Raw genomic sequence first — 17,381 nt, forward strand, 5'->3', positions numbered from 1 at the left:
CGTTGATTGCAACCCATCGCGTTGAACCGCTTGAGCCTGACAGGGCTTGCGGCCAGCCGCATCGAAACTGGAGAATTCGACCATGCCGACAAACTCGCACATCATGTCCGCGTACGACGAGGAACTGAAGTTCCTCAGCCGCCGTATCGCTGAAATGGGTGGTCTTGCGGAGCAGATGTGCAGCGATGCGGTGCGCGCGCTCGTCAACTCCGATGCCGCTTTGGCCCAGAAGGTCATTTCAGATGATACGATCCTCGACAATGCCGAGCGCGAAATCGGAGACAAGGCGATCGTGACCATCGCCAAGCGTCAGCCGATGGCTGCCGACCTTCGCGAAATCATCGGCTCGCTGCGCATCGCCGCTGATCTGGAGCGTGTGGGCGACCTTGGCAAGAACACGGCCAAGCGGGTCATCGCGGTTGCCGGAACCGGTGTACCCCGCAAGCTCGCCCGTGGTCTCGAACACTTGTCAGAGCTGGCTTTGGTCCAGTTGAAAGACGTTCTGGATGTCTATTCCACCCGTTCGGCGGAAAAGGCGCAGACCATCCGCGAGCGTGATGAGGAAATTGATGCCATGTACACCTCGCTGTTTCGCGAGCTGTTGACCTACATGATGGAAGACCCGCGCAACATCACCACCTGCACACACCTTCTGTTCTGCGCCAAGAATATCGAGCGTGTGGGCGATCATGCGACGAACATCGCGGAAACCATCTACTACATGGCCACCGGCAGCCAGCCGGCAGGCGAGCGTCCCAAGGACGACAGTTCCAATACGCTCGGTGCGATCACCGAGTGAATGTCCTACAAGACTGGCGGAGTCACTAGTCATGGTGCCGAAAATAGCTGTTGTCGAAGATGAAGAGGCGTTGAGCGTTCTTCTTCGCTACAATCTCGAATCCGAAGGTTACGACGTGGACACGATCCCGCGTGGTGATGAGGCGGAAATCCGCTTGCAGGAACGTACGCCGGATCTGCTCATTCTCGACTGGATGCTGCCAGGTGTCTCCGGCATCGAGCTGTGCCGTCGCTTGCGGATGCGCCCGGAAACGGAACGCCTGCCAATCATCATGCTGACGGCCCGTGGCGAGGAAAGCGAACGCGTGCGTGGATTGGCCACAGGTGCCGACGACTATGTGGTCAAGCCGTTCTCCACACCGGAACTGATGGCGCGCGTCAAGGCGATGCTGCGCCGCGCCCGCCCGGAGGTCCTGTCATCCGTTTTGAAATGTGGTGATATCGAACTGGACCGCGAAACCCACCGCGTCCATCGCAAGGCCCGCGAAGTGCGCCTGGGACCAACCGAATTCCGCTTGCTGGAGTTCCTGATGGTATCGCCCGGCCGCGTTTTTTCCCGCTCGCAACTTCTTGACGGCGTGTGGGGGCACGACATCTACGTGGATGAACGCACGGTGGACGTCCATGTAGGCCGTCTGCGCAAGGCGCTCAACTTCTCCAGCATGCAGGACGTCATCCGCACCGTTCGCGGCGCTGGATATTCGATGGAGGCCTAACGTCTACGGCGAAGTCAGATGCGACGTAACGCATTGAGGAGCACGCGCCACCGTGAGCGGCGCATATCAGCGGCGTGCTTTTCATGTCTGAAGTCGCTTGGTTCTTGTAGGCTCATCACGACACGGTGGGAGCCTAGCGACGCCCCGATCAAGATATGATATGTTGAATAGATCGGCACCTGGGCTGATAAACAGCCAGAATACCAGACTGTTTCAGAGCTCAATATCCTCAACGAAAACAAACGTTCTCATATCGTGACTGATATGACGACAAGGGTTGATTGAAATTATCTGAAAATTAAAGTTTGACTATCCGACCGGAAGGCTCTATCTATTGGTTGTCGATATTTTTTCTTGCTGAGCTTTGGTTGCCGCGCGATTAGCACCGCGTTTTGAACTAACCCTTTCTTCAAAAAAATCGCTATAATCGCACGCAGGGCGTCAGTTCTGCGATCTATCTCTTATGCTTTGAAAGGGTTCATTATGACCACAGGCACAGTAAAATGGTTTAACTCCACCAAGGGCTTCGGCTTCATTCAGCCTGACAACGGCGGCACAGACGCATTCGTACACATCTCCGCTGTAGAGCGTGCAGGTATGCGCGAAATCGTTGAAGGCCAGAAGCTGAGCTACGACCTTGAGCGCGACAACAAGTCGGGCAAAATGTCTGCTTGCAACCTTCAGGCTGCTTAAATAACGGGATCTGCTTTCCCTTGACCACGGATGTACTGGCACTGTTGAAAGCATGAGACCAACCGAGGTCAGGCACTTTGCCTGGCCTTTTTTTGTGCCGCTTGGCGGCGCAAGCTTCGGGTACTGTGCCTTTATGGCGTTAACAGGGTCCAGGCTGCTCGATCCACCCCGCATCGGACTTCCAGCAAATCGATCCCGATTTCAGGCCGGTGCGACAGGAAGGAAATTTCATGTCTGAAACACACAGCAAATCTCGCAAACAGGCCGAGATCGCATTTGGCGCCACGCAAACGCAGTTTTTTGCCCGTGGCCATGCGGTTGAAGAGATCAACTCGATTACGCAGGCGCGTGACGAAAAGACGATCAGACTGCGCGAAGCGCGTCTTGCCAAGGAATTGCAAGACAGCCTGAACCCTGTACCTGCCCCAACGAAACGTGGTAAGAAGACCTGATCGCAGGATCAATATGACCACTCAACTGGAATAGAGATTTGAGAAACACTAGAAACATCAAGAACAACGAAGTTTCCGAACAGCGCGGCGCCGCTGCCGAAGCAAAGGCTGCTCTTTTGAAGGCCTATCGCGAAGCCAAGGAAGCTGCGGCACCCATGCTTGAAGCCAAGCAGGCCGAACAGATCGCCGTTGCCGAGGCCCGCAGAGCGCGACAGGCCGCGCGTGAGCAGCAAAAACGCGAAGAAAAAATCCGCCTTGAAGCAGAGGCTGCTCAAAAGCAGGCCGAACTCGAAGCCGCGGCAAGCGCCGAAGAAGACGCCCGCAAGCTGGCCGATAAGAACCGCATCGCCCGCGTCATCGAAGACGAAGCCGCTCGTAAGGCAGAGCGTGACCGCCGCTATGCCAACCGCAAAGCCCGCCAGGGCTGAACCATTCGCCAAGATCAAGCAGCCATTCACCCGAAGGGCTGCGATCTGGCAGGGCGCCCTGTCAGACTGCTGGCAGCGTGGGGCAATAACCCGGACACGGTATTCTCACCGCTCAGGCAGAGCCCTGTCTGGGACGCTTTTCGCGCGCACCATAATTCTTCTCCTGAATATTTTTGCCCAACGTCAAGCCCAACGCTCTATACGAGTTCCTGGGATGATGGTGGATAATTGATATGAGCGTCTGGCGCCGTAAGGCCATCGAGGCTGCACCTGATGCGCGATGAGATCGAGCGCGCCTGGTCGCCTATGGCTGCATGGATAGAGCTGCGCGCCTTTTTCGAAGCCTGCGTGAAAAACGACAGGATAGATAAAGCCCGTCGCATCATGGATTACGCCCGCTATTGTCTTGCAGCGCCACATGCAGATATCAACACCGCTGCGGCGGTTGGCTTCATTGAACATCTGGCCGACCATGAACAGGTGCGTCTCCGCTTGCCCGAGTTCATGACGGCTCGTGAAGTCGAAGAGTGGCGCACCATTTTGACCTACCACACCGAAGCCGTGATTGTAGACGCGTTGAGCGAATCTTGCCGAGGTCAAAGACGTCAGAGCCATTCGCCCATTAAAAAAGCGGGCCAATGACCCGCTCATTTATGATCACAGATTTTTCCCGAACCTTCAGGCTCTGCGGCGTTCGCTCACAGGCTGGTAAGCCATCTTTGCGTGGAATTTGCAGTAAGGCGAGGATTCAGACGCGTCGCAGCCGCAGAAGTGGAAATCATCTTTCAGCGGATCACCCACCGGCCATTTGCAGGTGCGTTCCGTGAGTTCCGTCAGGGTCAGACGAAGCGATGTCGGCAGAACCGCTGTGTTGACCGGTACATAGTCGACAACCCGGCCTGTATCGGTGTCCTGATCGCTTAACGTTGCCGTGCGCACCGTTGGACGCGGTGTCGCAGCGCGTGCCTGAAAGGTATTTGCGGCGCGTGGTGCAGCAGACGGTGTCGCGACTGCCGGGCGCTTAGTGGCCGGGCGTGACGTAGCGACAGTGCCGCCCGCTTTTGCGCGGCCGGGAAGGTTCAGGCGGTGGACTTTGCCGATGACGGCGTTGCGGCTGACACCGCCAAGTTGTGCCGCGATCTGGCTCGCGCTCAGGCCCTCGGCCCACAACCTTTTGAGTCTCTCAACGCGTTCATCAGTCCAGTTCATGCCGCTTCTCCGCTCGTCGCGCAGGCCGAATCATTCTCTAATGCCGTGGAGTGAACCACGCGCAGAGTGTCCGCCAGATTGTAGGTGACTAGTTCCGCCGCTTGCAGTCTAGTAATTGAAGATTAACCTAATCGTCGGGTGACTCTCTGACAAGAGTCGTGGGAATCATCTGGAATCGATTTTCCGGTTTTCCCCAACTTGCTGCATTTGTGAGTCAGAAAAGCAACACCTCGTATGGTGTCCCAAATCTTCTACCATGGCTTGAGACAGCCGGAAAATACGGACATTTGTTGACATCGCCAGGTGAAGTGACAATAGTGATTGCGTAAGAGGAAGACGACCCGAAGCCGCCGCGAGGCGGCATTTTTGATTTTCAGGCACGGGATGACCGGTAAGCCCTTATGACAGCGCCTTTCGCGCAAGGAGTGACACTGCCATGGCCGACACTGTGCTCGAAACTGGGCCATTGTTCGATACGTTTTCCAGAGCTCCCCTGCGCTTTGAACGAGGAGAGGGCGTTTGGCTCGTTACGGAAAAGGGCGAGCGATACCTGGATTTTGGTGCGGGCGTGGCGGTCACATCGGTTGGTCACAGCCATCCGCACATGGTGGACGCGTTAAAGTCGCAGGCAGAAAAGGTCTGGCACCTGTCCAATCTCTACGAGGTTGAGGGGCAGGAAGTGCTCGCCAAGCGGCTGACGGATGCAACTTTTGCGGACAAGGTTTTCTTCACCAATTCGGGTGCGGAATCCCTGGAATGCGCTATCAAAACCGCGCGCCGTTATCATTACACGCATGGTCATCCGGAAAAATTCCGTATCATTACCTTTGAAGGCGCTTTCCATGGGCGCACGCTGGCAACGATTGCTGCCGGTGGACAGGAGAAATACATCGAGGGTTTCGGTCCCAAGGTCGAGGGCTTCGATCAGGTACCGTTCAACGATCTCGACGCGCTGAAAGCGGCGATCCTTCCGGAAACGGCAGCGCTGCTGATCGAGCCGATTCAAGGTGAGGGCGGTGTGCGCCCCGTGTCGCCGGAGTTTCTGCGGGCACTACGGGCGCTGTGTGACGAGCATGGCCTGCTGCTGATTTTTGATGAAGTACAGACCGGCGTCGGCCGCACGGGCAAGTTCTTTGCGCATGAGTGGTCGGGCGTGACGCCGGATATCATGGCGGTGGCCAAGGGTATCGGCGGCGGTTTTCCGTTCGGCGCATGCCTTGCCACGGCAGAGGCCGCATCCGGCATGACGGCTGGCGTGCATGGTACGACGTATGGCGGCAACCCGTTGGCCATGGCCTGCGGCAACGCGGTGCTGGATATCGTTCTGGCCGACGACTTTCTTCCGCATGTGCGAGACGTTGCACTGGTATTCCGTCAAGGGCTCGCATCGCTCAAGGATCGCTATCCTGATGTGATCGAGGAGATCAGAGGCGAGGGTCTTCTGATCGGCGTCAAGGCGAAGGTGCCGTCATCGGATCTGCTGCATGCGATCCGTGCGGAACGGCTTCTGGGCGTTCCGGCTGGTGACAATGTCATCCGGCTGCTGCCGCCGCTTGTCGTGACGGCGGAAGAGGCGCGCGAGGGGCTGGCCCGGCTTGAAAGAGCGGCGGAAAGCCTCACCACGAAAATGGCAAAAAGCGCTTGAACGCGCATTGTTCAGGCAAGCGCCAAGCGCGGCCTGCACCAACGGGACTATATTGAAATGGCATCAGCAAAGCATTTTCTAGACCTTTCGGCCGTTGGTTCGGAAGACCTGCGGGTTATTATGGATGACGCCCGTGCGCGAAAGATTGCCACCAAGAACGGTACGGCGGAAAAGCCGCTGGCTGGCAAGATGTTGGCAATGATCTTCGAAAAGCCCTCCACGCGGACGCGTGTCTCCTTCGATGTCGGCATGCGCCAACTGGGCGGCGAGACTCTGTTCTTGTCCGGCACGGAAATGCAGCTTGGTCGCGCTGAAACCATTGGCGATACGGCCAAGGTTCTGTCGCGCTATGTCGACGCGATCATGATCCGCACCACCGACCATTCGCGCCTGCTTGAGCTTGCCGAACATGCGACCGTGCCTGTCATCAACGGCCTCACCGACGATACGCACCCTTGCCAGATCATGGCAGATATCCTTACCTTCGAGGAGCATCGCGGCCCGATCAAAGGTAAGACCATTGCCTGGACGGGTGATGGCAACAACGTGCTGCATTCGCTGGTGGAAGGGTCTGCACGCTTCGGTTACCGCATGAACATGGCCGTGCCGATGGGGTCTGAGCCCCATGACCGCTTTCTGAACTGGGCGCGCAACAATGGTGGCGACGTCAAGCTCTATCACGAAGCGCAGCGCGCCGTGGAAGGTGCCGATTGCGTCGTGACCGACACGTGGGTTTCCATGAACCAGGAACACAAGGCGCGGGGCCATAACATCTTTCAGCCTTACCAGGTCAATGCCGCCCTTATGAGCAAGGCCAACAAGGACGCGTTGTTCATGCATTGCCTGCCGGCGCATCGCGGTGAAGAGGTGACGGATGACGTCATCGACGGCCCTCAGTCTGTCGTCTTCGATGAGGCCGAAAACCGTCTGCATGCGCAAAAGGCCATCATCGCCTGGTGCATGGGCGTTATCTGATTTGCGTCAGCCAATCACCTGCAGGTGATGCTGAACCGGGTAACTTGAATTTCAGGCCGGGGTTCCTACTTCTAGCGCAATTCAATGCTGCCGTTTTTGACAACGGCAGCTTTTCATCAATCGTTCGCCGCTCGGTGGCTTCGTGCAGGTTCGCGTCTCGCAGGAGGCCCGGTCCGAACGGATACGCTGTTCTCGGATAAACCGCTCCTTTGCGAAAGTTAAGGTGGCACGGTGGTTCCGTTTTCATCGTCCCCGGTCTATCTGTGCGATACGAACATCATGCCCGTTGGTCGATGCTGTCGCGGTTTCGATCATTTTGCGCGCAAGCTCGGGCAACGGACGTCAAGGAGTTAGGACATGGCAGACGCAACGGTACAGCTGGACGATCTTAAATTGGCTGGCGACGACAAGGTCGTTCCCTTTCAGGTAGAGGGACTGGACGTGCGCGGTCGCGCCGTTCAGGTCGGACCACTCCTCAATGCTATTCTGGCGCGGCATGACTACCCGCCGGTCGTAGCTCGTCTTTTGGCGGAGGCGGTGGTTTTGACGTCGCTTATTGGCACCTCCCTTAAGTTTTCCGGCAAACTGACCCTTCAAACGAAGAGCGATGGTCCTGTGGATTTGCTGGTCGCTGATTTTTCTGCACCTGAAAGCATGCGTGCCTATGCCCGTTTTGATGAGGAGCGTCTGGCTGAGGCGACCGCTGCTGGCCAAACATCGCCGGAACAGTTGCTGGGCGAGGGTATTCTTGCCTTCACCATCGACCAGGGTGTAGGCATGCAACCATATCAGGGCATCGTACCCCTGGACGGGTCCTCACTGGAAGACATTGCTGGCGTCTATTTTCGTCAGTCAGAACAGTTGCCGACCCGCGTACGCCTTGGCGTTGCCGAGTTGTTTGACCGGGACAGCGATGGCAATCCGCGTCGCAGTTGGCGCGCAGGCGGTATTATTGCGCAGTTTCTGCCACAGGCGCCTGAGCGTGTTCGCCAACGCGACCTTCACGGCGGCGATGGCGACGAGGGTGCTGCCGAATATGCGGAGGACGATGCCTGGACCGAAGCCGTCGCTCTGATCGACACAGTAGACATGGATGAGCTGACCGATCCGCAGGTGCCTGCGGAAAAACTGTTGTTTCGCCTTTTCCATGAGCAGGGCGTGCGGGTCTATGATCCGCAACTGATCGTCGATCGCTGCAACTGCTCGCGCGACAAGATCAAAGGGGTCCTGTCAGGATTTTCCGCAACGGAAATCCAGGAAAGCCAGGAGAATGGTGTCATCTCCGTCACCTGCGAGTTCTGCTCCACCACCTACCATTATCCGGTTGAGGAAATGGAAGCGGCAAGATGAGTTGGAAAGGCGGGATGATCTCCCGCCTTTTTTAATTGAGGATTCTTGTCAGGCCGGGACTATCCAGAGAAAATGCGGGGATAGCGACGTTGAAGACCTCGCCGGTATCCGCCTTCATTTCATAATGGCCGAACATCATGCCGGATGGCGTATCCAGCGGACAGCCGGAGGAGTACTCATAGGTGTCACCGGGTTTCAGCTGCGGCTGTTCACCGATCACACCGGGGCCCGATACTTCGTCCACCTGTCCGGTTTCATCCGTAATATTCCAGTAGCGACTGACGAGAGTGACAGCCACATTCGACAGATTGGAAATCACCACTGTGTAGCCCCAGACGTAACGGCTGTCATCCGGGTCGGACTGCTCTTCAAGGTAATAGGGGTCGACGGTGACCTCGATGTCTCTTGTCACTGCTCGATACATAATGCGGCCCTAAGTCATTGCTTGTTAAATATTCTACACCAAAGGCGTGGATCATCGTCAAGAAACTGCAGGTTACCGCTGGATTTTGAAGAACAGGACGCACGCTTTTCCGATAGATATCACCTTTAGGGTAATATCCGGTTACCACACCCACTTTTTTGGCGTCTCCGGGCGCTGTTTCGCGGTGGAGGAACGGGTAGACATGGCCCGGCACATGTCCGGGCCGTGGCCCTAGCATCAGGCAGATACCGTGGCGATCGCGGCTGCAAAATCCTCCACCAGATCGTCAGTATCTTCTATCCCACAGGAAAGACGCAGCGTGCCGCCGGAAATTCCGAGTTCAGCACGGGCCTCGTCGGTCAGGTTCTTGTGCGTTGTTGTGGCAGGATGGGTAATCAGGCTTTTCGCATCACCCAGATTGTTGGAAATCTTGACGATCTCAAGCGCATTCTGCAGCTTGAAGGCCGCTTCCTTGCCACCTTTCAATTCAAAGCACACCAGCGTCGAGCCACCGGTCATCTGCTTGGCGATGATATCGGCTTGAGGATGGTCGGCGCGGCCTGGGTAGATAACCCTGCCGATTTTGTTCTGGTCGGCAAGAAAATCGGCAATCTTTCCGGCATTCGCCGTCTGCTGGCGCACGCGCAACGGCAGCGTTTCAATGCCCTTCAGCAGCGTCCATGCGTTGAAAGGAGACATGGCCGGGCCTGTGTGGCGGAAGTAGTCCTGAAGCTCTTCCTCGATCCACTTTTTGTCGGAGAGAACGACGCCACCGAGACAACGTCCCTGACCATCAATGTGCTTGGTTGCGGAGTAGACGACAATATGGGCGCCCAGTTCAAGCGGCTTCTGGAAAAGCGGTGTTGCAAACACGTTGTCAACGACCAGCTTTGCGCCGATCTGGTTGGCCAGCTTTGCAACGCCTGCGATATCGACCACTTCCAGTGTTGGATTGGTGGGGCTTTCCAGGAAGAAGAGCTTGGTGTTCTGCTGAATTGCCTTTTCCCAGTTGGCCAGATCACGTCCATCGACCAGCGTGCATTCGATGCCATATTTTGGTGCTAGCGTCTCGACAACCCAGCGGCAGGAGCCGAACAAGGCGCGGGCGGCAACGATGTGATCGCCTGCCTTCAGCTGGCAGAGAATGGCGGCGCTGACGGCAGCCATGCCCGAGGCCGTGGCGCGCGCGTCTTCGGCGCCCTCCAGCAGGCACATGCGCTTTTCGAACATGTCATTGGTGGGGCTGGCATAACGGGCGTAGATGAAGCCTTCCGTCTCGCCCTTGAAGCGGGCTTCGGCCGCCTCGGAGCTGTCGTAGACGAAACCTTGCGTGAGGTAGATCGCCTCAGATGTTTCGCCGTAGCCGGAACGCAGTGTGCCGCCATGTACCAGCTGTGTTGCCGGGCGCCATTTCTTGCTCATGTCATCACCTTACAAACAAAAAAACCGGCCGCAAAAGCAGACCGGTTACAAGCGCACCCGGTCTTTTTAGCCACTTGTTTAACGTGGCTGCAAGCCGACCGGCCAAATCACCACGGGATAAGCTTGGCTTAACCCCGTTAACGACTTGCGTCAATGCCTTGCTTTTGGTTTTGTCGCCGTGAAACGGGATGACCAAAACATGACGAGAACGACGGGCATATTGGCGGATGGTGCAATCCGGGAACTGTTCGCCTCCGGCCAACTGACGAGCGAACGGGCTCTGGATTCGGATCAGATCCAGCCCGCGAGCCTTGATCTGCGGCTCGGCGCCAAGGCCTATCGTGTGCGTGCAAGCTTCATGCCCGGCCCATCCACAAAAGTGATCGAGAAGCTGAGAAGGCTCAGCCTGCATGAGATCGACCTTGGCGAAGGTGCCGTGCTGGAGACCGGTTGCGTCTACATCGTACCTTTGATGGAGGCTGTTGCTCTTCCAGCCGATATGTCTGCCTCTGCTAACCCCAAAAGCTCGACTGGCCGTCTGGATATCTTTACCCGCGTCATAACTGACTATGCGCAGGAATTCGACAAGATACCCACGGGTTACAAGGGTCCACTCTATCTCGAGATCAGTCCGCGCACCTTCCCCATCGTCGTGCGTCAGGGCTCGCGCCTGTCGCAAATTCGCTTTCGGATCGGTCATGCGGTTTTGAACGAGGCCGAATTGCTGAGCCTGCATGAGAGCGAAACGCTGGTTGCCAGTGAAACCCCCAACGTGTCAGGCGGCGGCATAGCCCTGTCCATCGACCTTCAGGGCTTTGGCGAGCAAGGTCTTATCGGTTATCGCGGCAAGCATCACACAGCCGTTGTCGATGTCGATGAGAAGGCCGCGCACGATGTGCTCGATTTCTGGGAGCCAATCTACGCCCGCGGCCGCGCCGAACTTATTCTCGATCCGGATGAATTCTACATCCTCGTCTCCCAAGAAGCCGTCCACGTACCGCCGCTTTATGCAGCGGAGATGACACCTTTCGATCCGCTGGTCGGTGAATTTCGCGTTCACTATGCCGGCTTCTTCGACCCGGGCTTCGGCCATGCCAGCGCCGGTGGCACCGGCAGCCGGGCCGTTCTGGAAGTCAGAAGCCACGAAGTTCCCTTTATCCTCGAGCACGGCCAAATCGTCGGCCGTCTGGTCTATGAACACATGCTGACCAAGCCGGAAGGCCTTTATGGGGCAGGTCTCGGGTCCAATTATCAGGCTCAAGGCCTCAAGCTTTCAAAACATTTCCGCGCCGGGTAATCATAACGGTGTCTTGACAGTTCTCCGGAACTGTCGGACCCTTACGTTCACGCGGGTGTAGCTCAATGGTAGAGCAGCAGCTTCCCAAGCTGAATACGAGGGTTCGATTCCCTTCACCCGCTCAGCCTTCAAATTCTAGCTTTTCGTGTGCTTCCCACTATATCGAAGAGTAAAGTTTTACAGGTAGTTTTACAGGGTAGTGTTCCCTGTGTGATCTATTATGCTTAATTAGTGTGGACTTTGGCGACTAAGAAATTTGGATAGTGGCACTGCGTTAACTGTAGCAATTTTGTGGCAGTGATTTACATTTGTAGCGTGCTTATTAATTAATTATCAAAATTGTTAGAGCAAGCTATAGACCTGAGGGCAAATGTACGCATAATGGCGGCAACACACAGGAATAGGGGTTGACACGATTTAATTTTCGTATATCGGCGCGCTGACATACAAAAAACAAATCTGTAACCTACATACGGAACAGATGACGACTTGATTGGTTCTCGTCGTATAGAAGGAGCGAGTTATGGAAACTAATTTGCAATGCAACCAGCTCGCTGCGCGATTCGAAAAGATGGCCGCAGGCGGGCTTCTAGATGTTAAGTTCTTTGTTCGTAACCAAGATGAGGCTTCTGCTGAGTCGGTTTGTGAAGAAGTGAACCGTCTTTATGAAGCCGTCGACCGCGGTGAAGAAGTTGAACTTGACTTCCGTGATTCACTTCACGCATAAGATGTGACAGTTTCATAACGGTCAGCATCAAGCCCCGGAAGAAATTCCGGGGCTTTTCTTTTGTGGGCAAATCAAAATGATCATTAGCGGCGACAAAGCGCATGAAGCGTTTAAGAAAATCCATCACGTGCGTGAAGAGTATGCGACCTACGTTAATGGAGCTAATCTCAACTGCATCTCAGTTGAAGACTTGTATTCAGTCGTATCGACTATGTATGAGATCAAAATCACTAAAAAGGGCGTTACTTTCGAAGGTAACTTCTTACGTGGCCTCATGGAGCGCTATGCCAAAGAAGTCATCATCCGTGTGCGGATGAATCAAACTGACGATTGGCTGCGGTTTACCGCTGTTAAGGAATTGTGCCACGTCATAATTGACGAGCGTGAAGATTGGTCTGTCGATGGAGTTCGAACCATTGAAGATCTCCTGATTGAATATTTTGCCAACATCGGAGACGTTGCCAAGGGTGTATCACAGTCAGAGATGCTGGCTGAAATTGCTGCTCTCGAGCTGCTCTACCCCTATGAGTGTCGCGAACATGACATTGCTCGACTTGCCAAAAAAGAGACATCACTCATCAAAATAGCAAGTTATCATCGTGTGCCGACGGCAATGATTTCGAGAGCGCTGGACAGTTACTATCATGTAAGTGTCGCCGGTCCGATATGGAAGCAGATCGTAGAATAGTAGATATTAAGTTTAGCTATCAGATAGGCGACTTCAGCGTCGCCTATTTTTTTGCGCTTCGTTCAGTTGCTTGATCATCTCCTTCGTGGCCGAATTGCGACCTACATAGCGTCGAATAATCCGCTCAACCGCTTCCTCTTCCCAAGCCATGATTTCAGCAATGACGCGAACGGATAGACCAGCATTGTAGAACTTGGTTGCGGCTGTCCCGCGCAGGTCATGAAAGTGCAGATCGCGTTCAAGCATGCTGTTTCGTTCTTTAGCGCGCCAGAACATCGTGTTGAGGCCGTCCTGCTTCCACGGCTTTTTCTTGGTGCTAGTTAGGATGACAGGCGACCGCTTTGGAATTCGCGCAAGTACCTCGTTCAAGGCGTCGTAGCGGGGAATGATCGCTTCGCGCTTTTGTTTGCTCTTGCCGGTCGAGATGATGATGGCGTCCTCGCCAACATGGGACCATGAGAGTTTAAGCAGGTCGCCTACGCGCAGGCCCGTGTGCGCAGCTAGGTCGATAACCCACATAACCTCTTGCGAACAACCAACCTTGACCTGGGCGATATCGCTGTCTGTCCAAATGATCTCGGATCGGTCGCTGGTGTAAAGGTGCTTGATGCCCTCGGCGGGGTTCGAATTGAGTTTGCCCATCGGGTCTACACCATGGGACAGAATGCGAGAGAGAACCTGCATTCCGGTGTCAGCTGCGCGCGGTGTGTCGCTGTACTGCCCGCGCCACTGGCGAATGCGCGGCCTGATTTTCTCGGCCCTATTAAACTGAGAGATACTTAAATCCCCAAAGTGCGCTGAAATCCGATCTATCCAAGGCGTCCAGACGCGCTTGGTGGAGTCGGCAATCTTTTTGAATTCTGTCGCTTTGTAGTGGGTGATGATTGAGCGGAATTTACCGTTCTCTGGTTCGGCACGGCTGGCGACGGCCTCATTATAAGACGCCATGAAAGCTGGTGAGCCGGGTTCGCCTGTGAGCCTTGGGCCACCGCGCCAAGCATAGTAATATGTACTGCCCTTGGCCTTTACGGTGTGAATGCCTTTAAGCTCAACTGTAACCATTCTTTTTATCAAACTCCGCCAGCTCGCGATCTAATTCAGAGTCGTCACTCTGTGTCGGTGGCGTAAAGTGCCATCGAAAGGTGCCGTCTGGCAATGTGTCCAATGCAGTCGGCGTCATGCCACCTTTTTTCAAAGCTTCCAGAGTGGCGTTCACGTCGCGCACCCGGAGTGTCGGGCGGCGACTCTTTCTGGTTTGTGGGTCTGTGGTTGTCATAGCTCCACCTCTTCGCAGCGCATGCGCCTTGCTTCCTCGCGCCGCATCGCATTGCGCTTGCGCGTCACCATTTCCAGATGATCGGGGTTGGGGTTGACGCAAAGGCGATTGCGGCATTTGTGATCAAGTTCTTTTTTGCCGGGAATGTACCCGTGCTCGTTGGTCCACATGGCGATGTGCACGGCGACGGTTTGCCCGCCCAGCGACATTCGCGGATAACCAGCTCCGCGCCCTTCCTTGCCGGAATTGGGGCCGGTCCATGTCCAACAACCTGTTTCCGGGTTGATCTCAACGCGGCTCATGATCTTATCAAAGATGGATTGGCGGCGGCTCATGCGCCCCCCGTGGTGGCGAGGAACTGTTCAATCGACTCGGCTGCGCTTTCCGCCAGCAAGCGGGCGAAATGGATTTTTCCGTCATCGCTGGCTGGCAACGTCTCGGGCATCCATTGACGGATTGAGGCTGCGGCTAGCCGCATTTCTTCCCTGAGTTCGTCTAGCGTGAGGGCGGTCGGTACAGATGCTTTGTTTTCGCTGTTTGTTTGCGATTCCGGCATCACTTCACCTCCTCAAAGCGACCATCCTCATGCGCGTCGGAAGGCGCGACATTGTCTGGCTTCCAAGCGAAGGGCGCTGGGATCGGCTCATCGTCTTTCAGTGGTGAGCCATCCGGGTGCACGTAGCTTTCGCGATCCGGGCCGCAGCAGTCTGCGTGGAGGTGGCCGCTATCGTCACTGCTGCACCAATACACAAGGTCACCGACCTCAAGCGGCACGTCGCAGGCAACGCAGCATTCCGGCTCTTCTCCCACTTCAATTTCTGGGATGGCCGTGGGCGCTGCGGTAAAGGGATCGACAAGCGAATAGAGCGGAATGGAGAATAGCTCATCATCGTCGGTGCCGGGGTCGTTATCGACGGTCCAGTATTCTTCTGAAAGGCCGTGAACACCATTCAAGTGCGCGAAGGGTCCGAATACCGGCACTTCCTGCACCCGTGCGGAGTGGGCGGTCATGGCAACTGGCAAGGCTGAACCCGTTGGTTTAGCTGCCTGCTTTGCTCTGATCTTCTCGACCTTCGTCCAAATGCGAGAAAGCTCCACTTCGCCTGCATGGTGCATATCTAGCTCGTGCGCTAAGCAATAAGCCGCAAGCGTAATCATGACGCCTCCAACCTCTTGCGCTGGTTCGCCGCGCTCTCTGGAGAATGTGTATTCTTCAAGCGCTCTGATGCGCTCGCGCGGGTATTCACCGGATTGTAATAGCTCGAACACTTCTTCCAGGAGCCGGTCGGCGCGCTCAAGCTTGTCCGCTGATATTTCGGGGCCGAAGCAAGCCATCATCCAAGGTTGAACGCGGTCCTGTAAGCTGTCGACCGGGGGCGTAGCTGCTTCCAGCTTCTTGATCCGGTCCATCATGATGTTGAGTTCGCCGGACTGGCGGATGGCCTTGTCGGAGGTCAGGCCACCATTGCCGCCTTTGCCTGCGGTTCCGTTGACATCGAACTGGATCGTTTGAATGAGGGTTTCGACGGCTTTGAGAAATGCCGGATCATGGTGATAGGTGTTGGTCATAGGCGGCGCTCCGTCAGTCCGCGATACGTGGAAAGGAAAACATCTGCCGCCATGTGCGGGTTCTCCCATGGGAAAATCTCGTGTTCGAACGGCTCTGCGGATTCCACCCATTCTTCGCCATTCCACGGCATCAGGTCGCGGCGCTCGGTGATGAGCATGCGTGTGTCCAGATGCTTGATATAGGCCGGGTCGGGCATCGTGACGCCAAAGCGGGCAAGGCCTGCGGCTTCGCAGCGCTTCTCCACACGCTTGTAATCGGGGCAGATGGCTTTGAGCGGAGAGTTGAGGTCGCCGCAAGTTGCCTCGCTCACATCATGCATGAGCGCTGCCAGTTTGTGCGGCTGGTCGGCATAGTGAGCCATGATAACGCAGTGCTGGGCGATGGAATAATAGACGCGCCTGCCGGTTTTGCGACTGACGCACTGGCCGGTAAAGCGGGATTGAAAGGCGAGGCTGTAGGCCACGTCCTCAATCGTCAGCTCGGATGCCTCCGGGTTCTCGAAATTGAAATAGGTGCCGGAACCGAGAAGGATGGTGGGGCCGACGATGCGGCGGATGGGTGCGGATTGGGTGGTCATGATTTAACCCTCATAGGCATGAGGATATAATCCTCATCTGCATCGTTGGCTGGTGTGAAGTGACCCGCTGATTCCGGGTCATCCCCGAACATCAGGAATGACGAGCTGGAAATGCTTTCCAGCGTGTCTTTGACAAGCGCGCCGTTGAAGCCTCGATAGAAGTCTTCACCGTCATACTGGATATCGAGCGCTTCAACGGCAGTCTGCCCGTTTGTGGTGGCGTATTCGATCTGCATCTGACCACGGGACATCAGGAACTTCGTTGCCTGCGACTTGGTGTCGCCAGCTATCGCCATGACGCGGTTGATGGCCCGCAAGACGGCATCACGGTCTGCATGAACCTTGATATCGTGGCGTTCCGGTATGATGCGTTCGTAATTCGGAAAGACGCCATCTATCAACTTGGAAACAATGATAGTGTCACCGGATTCGAAGACGATCTTGTTCTCGCTGATGAACACCTGGCATTCGTTCTTTGCCTCTCCCATCAGCTTCGAGAAGCTCTTCACCGTGTCGATGGCAATGATGGGCGGCTCGAAATCCACCATCTCTGTCGGATTGATACGCGCGACCGCGATCTTGATGCCGTTGCAACCCACGACAGCCAGCTTTCCGTCCGGCAAGGCGTGAATGTAGGTGCCGGAAAGATGCGGGCGGTCCTTCGTGGTGGTGTTGACCGCGTAGAGCGTTTTCTTGAACGCCGCGTTCAGCACCGTTCCAACAATTGAAAATGCCAGGGGCGGGCGCTGCTTTCCCATGGACGGAAAATCCAGCGCAGGCAGGACGTGCAGATTGTAGCGCGAACGACCGCTTGAAATCGTCACCTGTCCCTGCGCTTTACCCTCGTGAATGGCAATCTCGGCAGTTTCCGGCATGTTCTTCGCGATGTCGAAAAGCTCCTTGAATCCAATCGTCAGCGCATCGCCGTTCCCGGCTTCCAGCAGATCGCAGCGGGTCTCAACCTCAAGATCAAGATTGGTGCCGCGCACAATCAACCGTTCGCCGTCCGGCTGCAAAAGAACATTTTGCAGAATCGGGATTTCATCCTTGCGCGGGATCGCGCCGCTCACAGCACCAAGCGCTGCAAGCAATTCCGTGCGATGGACGCGGAAATACAGTTCAGCCATGTTGTTA

22 protein-coding genes, 1 tRNA gene and 1 riboswitch are annotated in these 17,381 nt (G+C 55.8%); of the genes, 13 read left to right on the forward strand and 10 right to left on the reverse strand.

Going from position 1 to position 17,381, the window contains the following annotated elements:
- Window positions 1-82: 82 nt before the first annotated feature.
- From phoU to EKM04_RS08540, 6 genes are all read left to right on the forward strand, one after another.
- Entirely contained in the window at window positions 83-799 is a 717-nt protein-coding gene (phoU, locus tag EKM04_RS08515; RefSeq protein ID WP_174152014.1) for a phosphate signaling complex protein PhoU, read from the forward strand.
- 31 nt (window positions 800-830) lie between these two features.
- Window positions 831-1,514 carry a phosphate regulon transcriptional regulator PhoB gene (gene phoB, locus EKM04_RS08520; RefSeq protein WP_174152016.1) on the forward strand — a complete coding sequence of 228 codons (684 nt, stop codon included), beginning with the start codon at window positions 831-833 and terminating at the stop codon, window positions 1,512-1,514.
- 483 nt (window positions 1,515-1,997) lie between these two features.
- A complete protein-coding gene (locus tag EKM04_RS08525; RefSeq protein ID WP_045229895.1) occupies window positions 1,998-2,207 on the forward strand; it encodes a cold-shock protein in 210 nt (69 codons plus the stop codon).
- A gap of 230 nt (window positions 2,208-2,437) precedes the next feature.
- Entirely contained in the window at window positions 2,438-2,659 is a 222-nt protein-coding gene (locus EKM04_RS08530) for a hypothetical protein (protein WP_183893824.1), read from the forward strand.
- Between the two features lie 38 nt (window positions 2,660-2,697).
- Window positions 2,698-3,087 carry a DUF6481 family protein gene (locus EKM04_RS08535; RefSeq protein ID WP_174152018.1) on the forward strand — a complete coding sequence of 130 codons (390 nt, stop codon included), beginning with the start codon at window positions 2,698-2,700 and terminating at the stop codon, window positions 3,085-3,087.
- A gap of 273 nt (window positions 3,088-3,360) precedes the next feature.
- Window positions 3,361-3,729: a DUF7674 family protein gene (locus tag EKM04_RS08540; protein ID WP_183893826.1), complete on the forward strand. Its 369-nt coding sequence runs from the start codon at window positions 3,361-3,363 to the stop codon at window positions 3,727-3,729.
- Window positions 3,730-3,765: 36 nt separating this feature from the next.
- Here the strand turns inward: EKM04_RS08540 and EKM04_RS08545 are convergent, their stop codons facing one another.
- On the reverse strand, window positions 3,766-4,296 hold the full coding sequence (locus tag EKM04_RS08545) for a GcrA family cell cycle regulator (protein ID WP_183893827.1): 531 nt from the start codon (window positions 4,294-4,296) through the stop codon (window positions 3,766-3,768).
- Window positions 4,297-4,732: 436 nt separating this feature from the next.
- Between EKM04_RS08545 and EKM04_RS08550 the strand changes: the two genes are divergently transcribed.
- From EKM04_RS08550 to EKM04_RS08560, 3 genes are all read left to right on the forward strand, one after another.
- Window positions 4,733-5,941, forward strand: coding sequence for an aspartate aminotransferase family protein (locus EKM04_RS08550; protein WP_174152021.1), 1,209 nt, complete (start codon window positions 4,733-4,735; stop codon window positions 5,939-5,941).
- Window positions 5,942-5,998: 57 nt separating this feature from the next.
- Window positions 5,999-6,916 carry an ornithine carbamoyltransferase gene (gene argF, locus EKM04_RS08555; protein ID WP_174152022.1) on the forward strand — a complete coding sequence of 306 codons (918 nt, stop codon included), beginning with the start codon at window positions 5,999-6,001 and terminating at the stop codon, window positions 6,914-6,916.
- Between the two features lie 357 nt (window positions 6,917-7,273).
- On the forward strand, window positions 7,274-8,266 hold the full coding sequence (locus tag EKM04_RS08560; RefSeq protein WP_183893830.1) for an Hsp33 family molecular chaperone: 993 nt from the start codon (window positions 7,274-7,276) through the stop codon (window positions 8,264-8,266).
- Between the two features lie 31 nt (window positions 8,267-8,297).
- On the opposite strand, the gene apaG is transcribed toward EKM04_RS08560, so the two are convergent.
- Together apaG and EKM04_RS08570 are read right to left on the reverse strand one after the other, a co-directional pair.
- Window positions 8,298-8,690 (reverse strand): Co2+/Mg2+ efflux protein ApaG, encoded by a 393-nt coding sequence (apaG, locus tag EKM04_RS08565; RefSeq protein WP_183893832.1) that lies wholly within the window; start codon window positions 8,688-8,690, stop codon window positions 8,298-8,300.
- A 237-nt stretch (window positions 8,691-8,927) separates the two neighbouring features.
- Window positions 8,928-10,112 (reverse strand): O-succinylhomoserine sulfhydrylase, encoded by a 1,185-nt coding sequence (locus EKM04_RS08570; RefSeq protein WP_183893834.1) that lies wholly within the window; start codon window positions 10,110-10,112, stop codon window positions 8,928-8,930.
- A 45-nt stretch (window positions 10,113-10,157) separates the two neighbouring features.
- Window positions 10,158-10,236: riboswitch (SAM riboswitch) on the reverse strand.
- A gap of 75 nt (window positions 10,237-10,311) precedes the next feature.
- Between EKM04_RS08570 and EKM04_RS08575 the strand changes: the two genes are divergently transcribed.
- The 4 genes from EKM04_RS08575 (at window position 10,312) to EKM04_RS08590 (ending at window position 12,824) form a co-directional block, all read left to right on the forward strand.
- Window positions 10,312-11,409: a 2'-deoxycytidine 5'-triphosphate deaminase gene (locus tag EKM04_RS08575; RefSeq protein ID WP_183893836.1), complete on the forward strand. Its 1,098-nt coding sequence runs from the start codon at window positions 10,312-10,314 to the stop codon at window positions 11,407-11,409.
- 51 nt (window positions 11,410-11,460) lie between these two features.
- Window positions 11,461-11,531 (forward strand) — tRNA-Gly (locus EKM04_RS08580).
- Between the two features lie 401 nt (window positions 11,532-11,932).
- Complete coding sequence (locus EKM04_RS08585; RefSeq protein ID WP_183893838.1) at window positions 11,933-12,136, forward strand: hypothetical protein; 204 nt, start codon at window positions 11,933-11,935, stop codon at window positions 12,134-12,136.
- A gap of 76 nt (window positions 12,137-12,212) precedes the next feature.
- Window positions 12,213-12,824, forward strand: coding sequence for an ImmA/IrrE family metallo-endopeptidase (locus tag EKM04_RS08590; protein WP_183893840.1), 612 nt, complete (start codon window positions 12,213-12,215; stop codon window positions 12,822-12,824).
- 33 nt (window positions 12,825-12,857) lie between these two features.
- Here EKM04_RS08590 and EKM04_RS08595 read toward each other — a convergent pair whose 3' ends face one another.
- Genes EKM04_RS08595 through dnaN form a run of 7 tightly spaced genes read right to left on the reverse strand, consistent with a single transcriptional unit; the run spans window position 12,858 to window position 17,374 of the window.
- Window positions 12,858-13,886: a tyrosine-type recombinase/integrase gene (locus tag EKM04_RS08595; protein ID WP_183893842.1), complete on the reverse strand. Its 1,029-nt coding sequence runs from the start codon at window positions 13,884-13,886 to the stop codon at window positions 12,858-12,860.
- On the reverse strand, window positions 13,873-14,100 hold the full coding sequence (locus EKM04_RS08600; RefSeq protein WP_183893844.1) for a hypothetical protein: 228 nt from the start codon (window positions 14,098-14,100) through the stop codon (window positions 13,873-13,875). Before EKM04_RS08600 ends, EKM04_RS08595 begins: the two co-directional genes overlap by 14 nt.
- Window positions 14,097-14,435: an HNH endonuclease signature motif containing protein gene (locus EKM04_RS08605; RefSeq protein ID WP_183893846.1), complete on the reverse strand. Its 339-nt coding sequence runs from the start codon at window positions 14,433-14,435 to the stop codon at window positions 14,097-14,099. Before EKM04_RS08605 ends, EKM04_RS08600 begins: the two co-directional genes overlap by 4 nt.
- Window positions 14,432-14,656 carry a hypothetical protein gene (locus EKM04_RS08610; protein WP_183893848.1) on the reverse strand — a complete coding sequence of 75 codons (225 nt, stop codon included), beginning with the start codon at window positions 14,654-14,656 and terminating at the stop codon, window positions 14,432-14,434. The genes EKM04_RS08605 and EKM04_RS08610 overlap by 4 nt, the downstream gene beginning before the upstream one ends.
- Window positions 14,656-15,669 (reverse strand): hypothetical protein, encoded by a 1,014-nt coding sequence (locus tag EKM04_RS08615; RefSeq protein WP_234910867.1) that lies wholly within the window; start codon window positions 15,667-15,669, stop codon window positions 14,656-14,658. The genes EKM04_RS08610 and EKM04_RS08615 overlap by 1 nt, the downstream gene beginning before the upstream one ends.
- Window positions 15,666-16,247: an HD domain-containing protein gene (locus EKM04_RS08620; RefSeq protein ID WP_183893850.1), complete on the reverse strand. Its 582-nt coding sequence runs from the start codon at window positions 16,245-16,247 to the stop codon at window positions 15,666-15,668. Before EKM04_RS08620 ends, EKM04_RS08615 begins: the two co-directional genes overlap by 4 nt.
- Window positions 16,244-17,374, reverse strand: a complete 1,131-nt coding sequence (gene dnaN, locus EKM04_RS08625; RefSeq protein ID WP_183893852.1) for a DNA polymerase III subunit beta — start codon at window positions 17,372-17,374, stop codon at window positions 16,244-16,246. The genes EKM04_RS08620 and dnaN overlap by 4 nt, the downstream gene beginning before the upstream one ends.
- Window positions 17,375-17,381 lie beyond the last annotated feature (7 nt).

Origin of the sequence: Rhizobium skierniewicense Ch11 (assembly GCF_023757665.1) — a bacterium.
Taxonomy (GTDB): Bacteria; Pseudomonadota; Alphaproteobacteria; order Rhizobiales; family Rhizobiaceae; genus Agrobacterium; species Agrobacterium skierniewicense.

Excerpts from the sequence above, each read along its gene's own strand:
- phoU (WP_174152014.1), top strand. The coding sequence starts at position 83 with ATGCCGACAAACTCGCACATCATGTCCGCGTACGACGAGGAACTGAAG.
- phoB (WP_174152016.1), top strand. The coding sequence starts at position 831 with ATGGTGCCGAAAATAGCTGTTGTCGAAGATGAAGAGGCGTTGAGCGTT.
- EKM04_RS08525 (WP_045229895.1), top strand. The coding sequence starts at position 1,998 with ATGACCACAGGCACAGTAAAATGGTTTAACTCCACCAAGGGCTTCGGC.
- EKM04_RS08530 (WP_183893824.1), top strand. The coding sequence starts at position 2,438 with ATGTCTGAAACACACAGCAAATCTCGCAAACAGGCCGAGATCGCATTT.
- EKM04_RS08540 (WP_183893826.1), top strand. The coding sequence starts at position 3,361 with ATGCGCGATGAGATCGAGCGCGCCTGGTCGCCTATGGCTGCATGGATA.
- EKM04_RS08545 (WP_183893827.1), bottom strand. The coding sequence starts at position 4,296 with ATGAACTGGACTGATGAACGCGTTGAGAGACTCAAAAGGTTGTGGGCC.
- EKM04_RS08550 (WP_174152021.1), top strand. The coding sequence starts at position 4,733 with ATGGCCGACACTGTGCTCGAAACTGGGCCATTGTTCGATACGTTTTCC.
- argF (WP_174152022.1), top strand. The coding sequence starts at position 5,999 with ATGGCATCAGCAAAGCATTTTCTAGACCTTTCGGCCGTTGGTTCGGAA.
- EKM04_RS08560 (WP_183893830.1), top strand. The coding sequence starts at position 7,274 with ATGGCAGACGCAACGGTACAGCTGGACGATCTTAAATTGGCTGGCGAC.
- apaG (WP_183893832.1), bottom strand. The coding sequence starts at position 8,690 with ATGTATCGAGCAGTGACAAGAGACATCGAGGTCACCGTCGACCCCTAT.
- EKM04_RS08570 (WP_183893834.1), bottom strand. The coding sequence starts at position 10,112 with ATGAGCAAGAAATGGCGCCCGGCAACACAGCTGGTACATGGCGGCACA.
- EKM04_RS08575 (WP_183893836.1), top strand. The coding sequence starts at position 10,312 with ATGACGAGAACGACGGGCATATTGGCGGATGGTGCAATCCGGGAACTG.
- EKM04_RS08585 (WP_183893838.1), top strand. The coding sequence starts at position 11,933 with ATGGAAACTAATTTGCAATGCAACCAGCTCGCTGCGCGATTCGAAAAG.
- EKM04_RS08590 (WP_183893840.1), top strand. The coding sequence starts at position 12,213 with ATGATCATTAGCGGCGACAAAGCGCATGAAGCGTTTAAGAAAATCCAT.
- EKM04_RS08595 (WP_183893842.1), bottom strand. The coding sequence starts at position 13,886 with ATGGTTACAGTTGAGCTTAAAGGCATTCACACCGTAAAGGCCAAGGGC.
- EKM04_RS08600 (WP_183893844.1), bottom strand. The coding sequence starts at position 14,100 with ATGACAACCACAGACCCACAAACCAGAAAGAGTCGCCGCCCGACACTC.
- EKM04_RS08605 (WP_183893846.1), bottom strand. The coding sequence starts at position 14,435 with ATGAGCCGCCGCCAATCCATCTTTGATAAGATCATGAGCCGCGTTGAG.
- EKM04_RS08610 (WP_183893848.1), bottom strand. The coding sequence starts at position 14,656 with ATGCCGGAATCGCAAACAAACAGCGAAAACAAAGCATCTGTACCGACC.
- EKM04_RS08615 (WP_234910867.1), bottom strand. The coding sequence starts at position 15,669 with ATGACCAACACCTATCACCATGATCCGGCATTTCTCAAAGCCGTCGAA.
- EKM04_RS08620 (WP_183893850.1), bottom strand. The coding sequence starts at position 16,247 with ATGACCACCCAATCCGCACCCATCCGCCGCATCGTCGGCCCCACCATC.
- dnaN (WP_183893852.1), bottom strand. The coding sequence starts at position 17,374 with ATGGCTGAACTGTATTTCCGCGTCCATCGCACGGAATTGCTTGCAGCG.